This is a genomic window from Deltaproteobacteria bacterium, assembly GCA_009930495.1.
Lineage (GTDB): Bacteria > Desulfobacterota > Desulfovibrionia > Desulfovibrionales > Desulfomicrobiaceae > Desulfomicrobium.
In genome coordinates this window covers 1-11914 of record RZYB01000078.1, presented here as the reverse complement: position 1 = coordinate 11914, position 11914 = coordinate 1, and the positions used below count along the sequence as shown (strand labels likewise).

At 63.0% G+C, this 11914-nt stretch carries 13 protein-coding genes; 7 read left to right on the top strand and 6 right to left on the bottom strand.

The window, feature by feature from the left end; genetic code table 11:
* The 6 genes from EOL86_08110 to EOL86_08085 all read right to left on the bottom strand — a co-directional run.
* The coding region (locus EOL86_08110; GenBank protein NCD25540.1) for a hypothetical protein at positions 1 to 456 on the bottom strand (456 nt) is incomplete at its 3' end.
* Positions 446 to 1591 carry a glycosyltransferase gene (locus EOL86_08105; GenBank protein NCD25539.1) on the bottom strand — a complete coding sequence of 382 codons (1146 nt, stop codon included), beginning with the start codon at positions 1589 to 1591 and terminating at the stop codon, positions 446 to 448. The genes EOL86_08110 and EOL86_08105, both read right to left, overlap by 11 nt.
* On the bottom strand, positions 1582 to 2781 hold the full coding sequence (locus tag EOL86_08100; protein NCD25538.1) for an O-antigen ligase family protein: 1200 nt from the start codon (positions 2779 to 2781) through the stop codon (positions 1582 to 1584). The genes EOL86_08105 and EOL86_08100 overlap by 10 nt, the downstream gene beginning before the upstream one ends.
* A complete protein-coding gene (locus EOL86_08095) occupies positions 2778 to 3836 on the bottom strand; it encodes a glycosyltransferase (GenBank protein ID NCD25537.1) in 1059 nt (352 codons plus the stop codon). Before EOL86_08095 ends, EOL86_08100 begins: the two co-directional genes overlap by 4 nt.
* Positions 3833 to 4819, bottom strand: coding sequence for a hypothetical protein (locus EOL86_08090; GenBank protein NCD25536.1), 987 nt, complete (start codon positions 4817 to 4819; stop codon positions 3833 to 3835). The genes EOL86_08095 and EOL86_08090 overlap by 4 nt, the downstream gene beginning before the upstream one ends.
* Entirely contained in the window at positions 4807 to 5934 is a 1128-nt protein-coding gene (locus EOL86_08085; protein ID NCD25535.1) for a glycosyltransferase, read from the bottom strand. Before EOL86_08085 ends, EOL86_08090 begins: the two co-directional genes overlap by 13 nt.
* Before the next feature lie 255 nt (positions 5935 to 6189).
* Here EOL86_08085 and EOL86_08080 point away from each other — a divergent pair, with 255 nt between their 5' ends.
* The 7 genes from EOL86_08080 to EOL86_08050 all read left to right on the top strand — a co-directional run.
* A complete protein-coding gene (locus tag EOL86_08080) occupies positions 6190 to 7593 on the top strand; it encodes a sigma-54-dependent Fis family transcriptional regulator (protein NCD25534.1) in 1404 nt (467 codons plus the stop codon).
* Between the two features lie 24 nt (positions 7594 to 7617).
* A complete protein-coding gene (locus EOL86_08075) occupies positions 7618 to 8811 on the top strand; it encodes a pyridoxal phosphate-dependent aminotransferase (GenBank protein ID NCD25533.1) in 1194 nt (397 codons plus the stop codon).
* 135 nt (positions 8812 to 8946) lie between these two features.
* The gene (locus tag EOL86_08070; protein ID NCD25532.1) at positions 8947 to 10434 is read left to right on the top strand and encodes a signal recognition particle protein; all 1488 of its coding nucleotides are present in this window, start codon (positions 8947 to 8949) and stop codon (positions 10432 to 10434) included.
* A 71-nt stretch (positions 10435 to 10505) separates the two neighbouring features.
* Complete coding sequence (locus EOL86_08065; protein NCD25531.1) at positions 10506 to 10751, top strand: 30S ribosomal protein S16; 246 nt, start codon at positions 10506 to 10508, stop codon at positions 10749 to 10751.
* 59 nt (positions 10752 to 10810) lie between these two features.
* On the top strand, positions 10811 to 11044 hold the full coding sequence (locus tag EOL86_08060; protein NCD25530.1) for a KH domain-containing protein: 234 nt from the start codon (positions 10811 to 10813) through the stop codon (positions 11042 to 11044).
* Positions 10932 to 11594 (top strand): 16S rRNA processing protein RimM, encoded by a 663-nt coding sequence (rimM, locus tag EOL86_08055; GenBank protein NCD25529.1) that lies wholly within the window; start codon positions 10932 to 10934, stop codon positions 11592 to 11594. Before EOL86_08060 ends, rimM begins: the two co-directional genes overlap by 113 nt.
* Before the next feature lie 44 nt (positions 11595 to 11638).
* The coding region (locus tag EOL86_08050; GenBank protein NCD25528.1) for a tRNA (guanine(37)-N(1))-methyltransferase at positions 11639 to 11914 on the top strand (276 nt) is incomplete at its 3' end.

Genomic DNA, 11914 nt, shown 5'->3' with positions numbered 1-11914 from the left:
GACCAGAATGTTGCGGCGCACGATGCCGAAGTGGTCAATGGCGTGGTTCAGGAAGACTTCACGCCGGATGCGGTCCAACGTGCGCCAGAACACGGGGCTGAGCACACGGGTGTTTTTGGCCAGGCTGGGGGCGATTTCTCCGCGGTCGTCGCGGACCACATCCATGATCAGGGCCTTGCGGCCATCGATCGCGGTGGTCACGCCATGCATGGCCACGAAGTGGGCACGCAGGTCCGCCGGGCACACATCCATGATTTTTTGGTAGTTGGCCCATTCATAGTCCAGAAAATCCGTGATGCCGTATTTGGTGCTGACGATATGGTTGGGGTCGGGGCGTCCGCCTTGGAAACGCCGTTTGGGCACGAGCACCTTGGCGCAGAGTTCGGGGTGGCCGAGTACCGCGAGGATTTGGCACCAGCCGCCTTTGACCAGTTGAGGTCCGAGTTCATGTTGCATGGGTACCGCCGGGATACGCCAGGGCGCGTTGCCAGTCCAGAATGGTTTGGGCCCGCTGGGACCAGGAGTGTCGGGCCGCGGTGGCCAGTTGTTTCCGGCGCAGCAGGGCGCGTTGGTCCGTGGTCAGGGCGTGCAGACGGTTCATGGCTTGGGCCAGGGACGCGGCCGAGCCCGGCGTGAAGAACAGGCAATTGTCGCCGTCGCGCAGAATGGGTCCGAGCACCGGCAAGTCCGCGCTCAGAATGGGGCGGCCCGTGGCCAGGTATTCAAAAAGTTTGAGGGGCGACATGAATTCGATCAGGTCGCCTTCGGGCAGGTAGGGCATGATCAGCATGTCCGCGTCGCGCAGCAGGGCGGGAATGGATTTGTGTTCGACGTTTGGATGGGTGAACAGATTGGGCGCCTTGCCGCCGAGACGGGCGATTTCCTCCGCCTTGCCGCCGATAATGGCTACATTCACGTCCAAACAGGGCGCGGCCTGGGCCAGGAAACCGGCGCCTTTTTCCGGACTCAGGGAACCGGTGTAGAGCAGGACCGGCCGGGCGTGAATTTCCGGGCCGAACAGTCGGGACAGTGCTCCGGCCGACACATGGGAAAACGCCTCCAGATCGACCCCATCCGGCGCGGTCAGCAGGCGCGTCGTGGACAAACCGGCCTGGGCGTAGGCGTTGGTCACGGCCTGGGAAATGCCGACCACGCCCGATCCCGGGGCCCTGTTCAGGGCCTGGACCAGACGTTCCAGGGGAACTTGGGCCGCGTCGCGGGTCACGACATGGGATTCGAAAAGCACGGCCCGGCCACGTTCGGCCAGAGCCAGGGCCAGGGTCGCGCTTCGGGTGAAAACGAGGTCCGCTGGACGCAAGGCGCGTAGCGCCGAGGAGTCAAAGTTTCGGTTCGGACCCTGTCCGTTGGACACGATGGTGAACCGGGCATTGCCGGGCTGGGGGCGGCCATAGGCGGCAAAGAGGCGTCCACTCCAACAGCGCAGACGGGTGCCCAGGTTGCCGGGAAGATAGACATCCAGGGTGTCGACCAGCGGCGCGAAGGCGCGGATCATGTTCATGACCTGCACGGAATTGGCGTGGCGGGAGGGGATTTTGGACTTGGCGACATAGGCCAGGCGGTTCAGACGCACGGCGAGTCCTGGCGCGCTGGGGCAAGACCTTGGAGCATGCCCAGAAGCACGAACACGAGGCCATGCACATTGGTGGAATAGAGGTGCATGTGCATGTGCAGATGGAGCAGCACGAGAACCACGGCCGCGCCCAGACCCGGGGCCATGGGCTCGTCGTGCCGGGTTTGCCATGCCGTGGCCAGGGGCGCGCCAAAGAGCACGGCCATGCAGGCCAGCCCCAGCAGACCGCTTTCGGCCAGGATGTGCAGAACGATGTGGTGGGCGTCCTCCAGGTTTTCGGGCGCTGTGTGTTGGGGCGCGCTTTCACGCCATGCGCGGACCAGGGGCTCGGCTTGGTCCTTGAATGCCTTGAAACCGACGCCAACCAGGGGATGGTTCTGAAAAAGTTCCCAGGCCGCGTGCCAGACAGCTTGGCGTTCGATCACGCCTTGGGACGTGACGAGGCGTTTCGGATCTGGGTCGAAGCGATCGGTCAGTCCGCTGATCAGGATGAAACCTGGAATCAGGACCGCGCCCAGACCCACGGCCAGAAATTTTTTGCGCCACAGAAGCAGAAGCGCCGACGCGGCCATGAACGCGGCCAGGGTCATGCGTTTGCCGCTCAAGACCAGGGAGCAGAGGAGCACGGGCAGGGCGGTCCAGGCCAACAGGCGCGGACGCGGCGCCGTGACGGTCAACAGGGCGTGGACACAGAAGAGCGCGCCCAGGGCCAGAAACAGGGCCGTTCGCGTCAGGTTGCGGAAGGTCAGGGTCAGGTCTTGGGGAGACAGGAGCAGACCGGCCACGGAGGACACCCCGGCCAGGGCTAGGCCCAGAACCAGGGCCATGTACGCGGCCAGGATGGCCGCGCCCAGGAGCATGGCCATGCCCAGACGTTCGGGGTGGGCGCGGGCAAAGGCCATACCCAGGACGAGCGGCGGCAGCCAGCCCAGGATGGACAGGGCCGCCCCGGTTTCGCCCTGTCCCAGGATCGCGGCGCACAAGGCCACGGCGCAAAAGCCGAAAACCGACAGACAAACCGGGTCCAGAAAAATCACCGGTCGTAGATCCCGTCGCCACAGAGCGTGGATGGTCCAGGCGCCGATGGCGGCCTTGACCCCATCCAGGGCGGATGGGTGAAAGCACAGAACCAAAAAATACATGCCCAGCAACGGAGAGAGCAGGCGCGCACTGGTGGAGGCGGGGGTCATGGGCGCTCCGTGATGTTGAGGAAAAAGCGTTCCAGGCGGTGGATCATGATATCCAGGGAATTGGCGGTGGCCTGCTCCCAGAACAGGCGCTTGCGCGCCACCAGGGTGGTATCGTCCAGGGTGTTGAGTTCCCGCAGGACGCGGGCGATATCCCCGGCCCCGGCCTCCGGGGAGAGCAGCGGCAGGCTCCGTGGCCAGACTTCGGCCACGCCGCCCACGTTTCGGGCCACGCAGACCAAACCTTCGGCCATGGCTTCGAGCAGGGCGTTGGGCAATCCCTCGCGACGGGAGGGAAGGAGAAAGATGTCCGCCTGACGCAGCAGGGCGCGGACATCGGACTGAAAGCCATGCCAGACGACGCGGTTCTCCAGACCCAGTTCCAGGACCAGGGCGCGAAGGCGATCCTCGATGCGCCCGGTGCCGACCACGTGGTAGAGGAGGTTCACCCCCTGTCCGGCCAGTTCCGCCAGGGCGCGCAGAACATCCTCGTGTCCCTTGTCGGCGTTGAGCTGGCTGGTTGAAATGCAGCGCAGGGGCCGGTGGATCTCGGTCGGCGGCGTGGGCGTGGGAACCTTGCCCGTGGGGATCACGGTGATTTCGTCCGGGCGCAGGTAGGGCAGTTCCAGGGGCAGAGCGTGTTTGATCTGCGCGCATGGAACCAGAATGGCCGGACGTATCCATCGGTGCAGGACGCGCACCTTCCAGGTGTCGAGCATGTCTCCGGCCAGCCCGACGCGGTGGACCACCGGGATGCCGAGCAGTTTGGCCGCCACGCCGGCGGAACGCATGTCCTTGCCGACATTGACCACGACCAGATCGGTTGCGTCGCGGCGAAACATGCCGAGAAAACGGGAGATGAGCAGAGGGTTGAAATCCGGGCCAAAGGAGCACCCCCGAGCGGGAAGGCCGCGCGCGCGCGCCGTGTCGATGAAGGGGCCTGGTCGTCCAATCAGCACAACGCGGTGCCCGCGCGCGGACAGACCCGAGGCCGCGTCGAGGGTCCAGGTTTTGACCCCGCCCCATTTGCGCGTGGAATTGACAAAGCAGAGATTCATGCGCGTCCTCTTTTGTGGGGGCCGGGGCCCAGGAGGTGTGGCAACAGTTTGCGCAGGAACCAGGGCGTGGATTTATTGTCCTTGACGGCCATGCGTCCGATGGTGAGCACCTGTGCGTGGGGATCCAGGCCGGTACCGCGGCCCAGGGTCAGCACGGCCTGGTAACCGGCATTGGCCGCTGCCTGCAGGGTGACGGTGTCGTGTTGTCCCCAGGGGAGGCAGAGAACGGGGCACGGGCGTTCCAGCACGCGTTCCAGGCAGCTTTTGGCGCTGGAAAAATCGTCCAGGCAGAAGCGCGCGCGGTGGGCGGCGGTGTGCAGGTCCAGTGGCTGGCCTTGCCAATCCAGGCCAAAACCCGCGTGGGCGTAGGCACTGCCCACCGCGTGGACCGGCGTGTCGGGCGTCGAGCCTGGCGGACAGAGCAGGGGGTGGCTCCAGTGCATGGCGTCGGCCAAGAATCCCGCGGCCCGGGCGTCGAGGAAACAGGCCTGGTGGGCGGCGGAATGGGCATAGACTTCCATGTGCAGGTCATGGACCAGGGCGCGCAGTTCCTCGTGGTTCATGAAGCCGGAACAGTCGCCGCGCACGGCGCGGGCCATGACCTGTCCAAATTCTTCGGTGGTGGGAAGCGTGGCGGATTGGTCCGCGCGGGGCCGGGCCGGGCCGGGCACGAGAAAATCGGTCACGGCGAAAAACACGGCGGTCATGTCGCGTTTGAGGAGTTCCGGAACAGCGTGGATCCAATTGTCCACGGTGGCGTCGTCAAAGGTCAGCACCATGCGCGGTTCAGCGGGAGGCGTGCCGTTGGCCAGGACGCCGAGCAGCTCATCCAGGCGCATGGTCCGTAATCCTAGGGACAGGAGCAGGTCCAGCTGCGCGCCCAGGCGTTGCGGAGTCATGCCACTTGCGGGGCGGACCTGATGATAACACAGAACCGGCACGCGGGCGCCACACAGAGTTTGGGCCAGGGTCAGCAGGCGCATGTCCGGCTCCTTTTGGCCGTGAGCAGTTCGCGGTACAGGGCCATGGTTCTGTCGCGCATGGCGGCAATGGAGAACTCCGCTCTGAGTCGTGTCTGGTCGGCCTCGGGCAGGGCCATGGCCGCGTCCAGTTGCGCGGTGGCCGGGCGTTCCGGATTCCAGAACAGGATGCGGTCGTAGTAGGCGCGGATTTCTTCCACGGGCGTGGCGCGTCGGGCCAGGATGGGCAGGCCGTGGGCGCAGGCTTCCAGCATGACGCCAGGCATGCCCTCGACGCCGTGTTCGGAGCAGAACAGCAGACAATCCAGGGCAGCGTAGCAACGATGGATATCCCGGCGTTCGCCGAGAAAGGTGACATGGTCGTCCAGGGCGTGTTCCCGCGCCCACTGTTGGTGGCGCGGGAGGTCTCCACCCGTGCCGACGACCAGAAAGTGGTACGCGTGGGGGGACTGGCGCGCGGCTTGGCGCGCAATCTCCAGAAAGAGATCCAAACCCTTGCCGGAGGTGACGCGACCGACAAAGCCGATAAGCCGTGGCCCGTCGGGCAGCCCCAGCTCGGCGCGGGACGCGGGTGGGGTGGCATCCGGCAGGTCCAGGCCATTGTGCAGAACGGTCAGTCGGTCGTCGGGCAGCCGGGTATGGCGCTGGAAGTAGTCGCGGGATTCATGGGAGACAAAAAGAATGCGGTCGGTGAGCAGGCGATGCAGCAGGGTTTCTTCCAGAATTTGTTTTGTACGACGCGCAATCGTGGCGCCGTACCAGTGTTGGTCGCACAGATGCACCTGGGCGACGCGCACCGGGACACGGGCCAGGCTTGCGGCCAGGATGCCGGAGATATTGCCGCCAAAGGAGTGGGTGTGCACGATCTGGGCGCCATGGAGGCGGAAAAGGCGGGCCAGCTTCCCGATGTCGATCGGATTCCAGTGCCCCTTGCGCGGTAAAAAATGGGTATGGACCCCGAGCGCGGACAGTTCGTCGAAAAAGATGCCTCTGTCCTTGTAGGTGACGATATGGACCTCGAAGTCCGAGGTGAGCAGGGGCAGCAGGGAACGCAGGCGGCGTTGCACGCCGCCGATGCCCAGATTGTTGGTGACGCGGAAGAGAACGGGTTTACGCATTTGTGTCGTGTTGTTGTCGGCGTGTCGCCGGAAGCGGTGCCGGGATTGTTCATGCGTGGCGTGGGCTCGTTGCGGAGAGATGATGGTTTCGCCGGGCGCCTCGGCCGGCCTTGGGACGTCGGGACCTGGTCGTCGAAATCGTTTTGGCCCCGGGCAAAGCCTGGATAGCCCCTAGCAGAGGGAAAAAGGCGGGGCAAGTCGGGAGGCGGCCCTCCGTATTGCCAAGAACCCATGGAAAAGATAGCAGCAGTCGTCATGGCGGCCACACGAATCCTTTTTATTTCACGCGCCGAGTTTATCTCGCCGATCCATGCGGATTTGAAGCGCCATGCATGCCAGGCCGTGGTGGTCGAGGACCGCGCTTCGGCCTTGAAGGTGCTCGAATCTCGCTCCTTTGACGTGATTTTCACCCAACCCGTCCTGCCAGGATATCGGGCCCAGGATTTGTTCGAGTCGCCGCTGCTGTCCGGGGCGAGCACGCCGGTGGTCGTGTTCACGGACAAGGGCAGCGTGGACGAGGCCAAACTGTACATGGAACTGGGCGCCCAGGACTACTGGCTGGCGCCGCTGTCCTGGGAGAAAATCCAGGCGATCCTGCCCCGCGAGGTGGCGCCGCCCACCCCGGTGGCCGCCGCGCGTCGGGACGCGTCCATCATTGGCCGGCATCCGGCCGTGATCCGGGTTTTGGCCCTGGCCAGGCAGGTGGCTCCGTCCAAGGCCACGGTGCTCATTTCCGGCGAATCGGGCACGGGCAAGGAAATGTTCGCGCGCTATATCCACGTCCATTCAGGTCGGGAAAACGGCCCTTTCGTGGCCGTGAACTGCGCCGCCCTGCCCGAACATCTGCTGGAAAGCGAGCTCTTCGGCCATGAAAAAGGCGCTTTTACCGGCGCCATTTCCCGCAAGCTTGGTCGGTTCGAGCTGGCTTCGGGCGGCACCCTGCTCTTGGATGAAATTTCCGAAATGGATCTGGCCCTGCAGGCCAAGCTGCTGCGCGCCCTGCAGGAAGGCGAGATCGATCGCGTCGGAGGCACCGAGACGGTCAAGATCGATGTGCGCGTTCTGGCCACGACCAACCGGAACCTGGAACAGAGCGTGGAGCGGGGGGAATTCCGGCAGGATCTGTACTACCGCCTGAACGTCATCCCCCTGCGGCTGCCGCCATTGCGCGAGCGTGGCGAGGATGCCTTGCTGTTGGCGGAATACTTCATGGCCCGGTACTGCCGCGAATATGGATTGGGCGCCTTGCGCCTGTCCGACGAGGCCATCGCCTGGCTGCTGGATTACGCGTGGCCCGGCAACGTGCGCGAGCTTCAGAACCTGATGGAACGGGCCGTGCTTTTGGCTGGTTCGGGGCCGATCCGACCGGCGCATTTTTTGATGGACGGTCAGGAATGGGACCCCTCGCGGTCGGATTTCGCCGAGTCCGACGCATCCGCCGACGAGATGGATGGCGATACGCCGCCCATGCCCCTGACGGCCGCTCCCGATGCCGATGGCCGCATTCCGACCATCCAGGAGATGGAGATGCACCTCATCATGAAAAGCCTGGACAGAACCATGGGCAATCGGACCAAGGCTTCGGAGCTGCTCGGGATTTCCGTGCGCACCTTGCGCAACAAATTGAGTGAATACAGAAAGATCGGCCTGAATGTCTAAGTCGTGGGCCGGATGGAGCAGAACATGGTATTGAACACTCAGGTGGACGGCTATTTGGCCAATTCGTCCTGGATCCGGCGCATGTTCGAGGCCGGCATTGAACTGAAAAAGAAATACGGTCCGGAAAACGTGTATGATTTCAGCCTGGGTAATCCGGATTTGGCTCCACCGGCGGTCGTGGCCGAGGGCCTGCGCGCCCTGGCCGACGAGGCGGATCAGTCCTTTGTCTTTGGATACATGCCCAACGCCGGTTACCCCCAGGTTCGCGCCCGCCTGGCCCAGGTGATCGCGGCCGAGCAGGAGGCCGAGGTCGGCCCGGACCATGTCGTGGTCACCTGTGGCGCGGCCGGGGGGATCAACGCCCTGTTCCGGGCCGTGCTCGAGCCTGGCGACGAGGTTTTGTGTCCGGCGCCGTATTTCGTGGAATACGGTTTTTATGTCGAGAATTTTCAGGGCGTGCTCAAGGCCGTGCCCGCCAAGCCGCTGACCTTTGAACTTGATCTGGAGGCCGTCGCCGGTGCCATCACGGATCGTACCCGGTGCGTGCTGATTAATTCTCCGAACAATCCCACGGGCCGCATTTATTCCTCGGAGGAAATCGCGCGTCTGGCCGGACTGTTGCGTTCGGCCTCGGCCAGGATAGGGCGCTCCATCCTGTTGGTGTCCGACGAGCCCTATCGTTTTCTGGCCTATGACGGTGTCCGGGTGCCGGCTGTTTTCCCGATGTACGAACACAGCGTCGTGGTCAGTTCTTTTTCCAAGAACCTGGCCCTGGCCGGGGAACGGGTCGGCTACGTGGCCGTCAATCCGGCCATGCCCGATGCGGCGCGACTCGTGGCCGGGGTGATTTTGACCAACCGCATTCTGGGTTTTGTCAATGCTCCGGCCGTGGGCCAAAAGCTTTTGGCCCGCGCCCTGGGGCACGCGGTGGACGCATCGATCTATGCGCGTCGTCGCGAGGCCATGGCCGAAGTGCTGCGCGCGGCCGGTCTGGAATTTTCCATGCCCCAGGGCGCGTTCTACTTCTTCCCGCGCATTCCCAAGGGAACTGACGACACCGCCTTCGTCAAGACACTCATGGACGAACAGATTCTGGCCGTGCCCGGATCCGGATTCGGGTATCCGGGATATTTCCGCCTCGCTTTCTGCGTTGATGAGTCCGTCATTCGGAAGTCCGCGCCCGGATTTGTCCGGGCCGTGGCCAAGGCCTTGGCCTAGGGCGCGTTCATGGATCGCGGCCGCCGGTTTTATGGCGGTCGGGGGCCTGGGGCGGGCGCCGTGACCGCTACTTGACGCATGGATTGATCTTGTCTATGCGGGTCTACTTCTTTTCCCTAGCATAGGTGTTTCCGCATGTTCGACAGCTTGTCCGACCGGCTTGATTCGGTCTTCAAAAAATTACGCGGCCATGGCCGCCTTGACGAAGGCAATATTCAGGACGGGTTGCGCGAAGTGCGCATGGCCCTCCTGGAAGCGGACGTCAATTTCAAGGTCGTCAAGGAATTTGTCGAACGGGTCAAGGCGCGGGCCTTGGGCCAGGATGTCCTGGCGAGCCTCACGCCCGGACAGCAAGTCATCAAGATCGTGCACGAGGAGCTGATCGCCCTGCTGGGAGGGGAGAGCTGCGGCTTGGATTTCAAGGGCAAGCCGCCCTACGTGATCATGATGGCCGGTTTGCAGGGCTCGGGAAAAACAACCTCGGCCGCCAAGCTCGCCTTGTTCCTGCGCCGCCAAAAATATGCCCCGTATCTGGTCCCGGCCGATGTCTATCGCCCGGCGGCCATTGACCAGTTGCAAAAGCTCGGCGCCGAACTGGGTATCCCGGTGTATCCATCCACCGTGGATATGAGCCCGGTGGATATTTGCGCCAATGCCATGCGCGAGGCCGGCCTCAAGGGCTGCTCCGTGATTTTGCTGGATACGGCCGGTCGGTTGCATATCGACGAGCTGCTCATGCAGGAGTTGGTCGGCATCAAGGAAAAGTGTCGGCCGCAGGAAATTTTGTTCGTGGCCGACGCCATGACCGGCCAGGACGCGGTGACCGTGGCCGAGAAGTTCGACGAGGTCCTGGATCTGACCGGTGTCGTCCTGACCAAGATGGATGGTGACGCACGGGGTGGCGCGGCCTTGTCCATCAAGTCCATCACCGGCAAGCCGCTCAAGTTCGTGGGTACTGGCGAGCGTCTGAACGAACTCGAGGTGTTCCACCCCGACCGCATCGCGTCGCGCATTTTGGGCATGGGCGACGTGCTGACCTTGATCGAGAAGGCGCAGTCCACCATTGACGCCAAGGAAGCCGAGGCCCTGGAGCGGAAGTTCAAGAAGGCCGAGTTTGATCTCGAGGATTTTCGGACGCAGATGCGGCGGATCAAGAAGTTGGGTTCGCTTGAAGGAATTTTGAAACTCATCCCGGGCATGGGGCAGATCCGCAAGCAGCTCACGGACGTGCAGATGCCGGAGAAAGAGCTGGCCCGGGTCGAGGCCATGATCAGTTCCATGACCATGGCCGAGCGCCATGATCCGCAAATCATCAATCCCAGTCGCAAACAACGCATTGCCAAGGGTAGCGGAACCACCGTGACCGAGGTCAATCAGCTTTTGCGTAATTTTGAACAGATGCGGAAGATGATGAAGAAGATGGCCGGAGGCAAGATGCCATCCCTGCCCCAGGGCGGGCGCATGCCCGGGATGCCTCCGGGCATGGGCGGAATGCCGGCTGGTCTGCCGGGAATGCCTCCGGGCATGCCCGGTATGCCCGGCTCGTCCGGGCGCTCCGCGGCCGAGGCGGCCAAGCTCAAGGAAAGGCGCAAGAAGGCCAAAAAGCAACGCAAGAAAAAATAGCGGCTCGCGATTGCCGGGGTTCGTCCCCGGCCCGTCGACGTGCCCGCGTACTACACTCAGGGAGAATAACAATGGCTTTGAAACTCAGACTGACCCGCATGGGCTCCAAGAAAAAACCGTTTTACCGCATCGTGGCCGTGAACAGCGAAACCCGTCGCGATGGTCGCGCCCTGGACTATGTGGGATACTACAACCCCATGACCGAACCCCAGGACATCAAAATCGATCAAGACAAGGTCAAGGCCTGGATCGAGCGTGGCGCCAAGCCCTCGGATACCGTTCGCTCCTTGCTAAAAAAGTCTGGATTCAGTAATTAATACCTCCAAGGCTCGTCGGATGGCTCGACTTGCGAATCCACTCTTCAGCGGAGGTGTCCATGCTCAAGGATCTGATCGAATTCATAGCGAAGTCGTTGGTGGATAATCCGGACAACGTTTCTGTTTCCGAAATCGAGGGCGAGCAGACTTCCGTCATCGAATTGAAGGTCGCCAAGGAGGATCTGGGCAAGGTCATCGGCAAACAAGGCCGCACGGCACGGGCCATGCGGACCATTCTGGGCGCGGCTTCGACCAAGGCCAGAAAACGTTCCGTTCTGGAAATTCTGGAGTAGCGTGTCCGAAGACAGGTTGGATCCGGCCAAGCTCGTGGAGTTGGGCCGGGTTGAAAAGCCACATGGCCTCAGGGGGGAGCTCTGCATTGAACTTTATGCGGACTCCCCTTTCCTCTTTGAGCATTTGGCCCGCGTTTATCTGCGGTTGCCGGGCAAAAAACCCAAACCGTGCCGGGTCGAGGCGTGGCGTCCGCACAGGGGGCGTGTCTTGCTGATGCTGGACCGTAGCCAGGGCCGGGATCAGGCCGAGGCCTGGAGAGGCGCGGAGCTTCTCGCCCGGGAGCGGGATGTGCCCGAACAGGACGGCGACGGCATTCGGCCCGAGGATTTGATCGGCCTGCCGGTTGTCCATGTGGCGGGGGGCCGGATCGGTATTTTGGACGATATCCAGGATATCGCCGGTCAGGAAATCTGGTTTATCCATGACGAGGCCGGAAACGAGATTCTGCTGCCAGCCGTGGAGGAGTTTGTGCGCGAGATTGATCTCGAGACCGGGGTCATCCATGTCGAGCCGCCGGATGGTTTGCTCGAGCTTTATCAAAACTCATGACATGGCGCTGTTTTGGATGTCTGGCATCCAGAACCGGAGAGTGAATGCGGTTTTCGGTTGTTTCCATATTTCCGGAATTTTTTGATTCCCCGTTGTCCTGTGGACTCCTGTCCAAGGCGCGGGACAAGGGCTTGGTGCGTTTTACGTTCCTCAATCCCCGCGACTATTCCACGGACAAGCATCACAATGTCGACGACCGTCCCTATGGCGGCGGGCCGGGGATGGTCATGGCCGTGGATCCGTTGCGCCGGGCCCTGGCCACGGTGCCCGCGTCCGCCCGTGTGCTCATGATGAGTCCCAAGGGTCGCCCCCTGACCCAG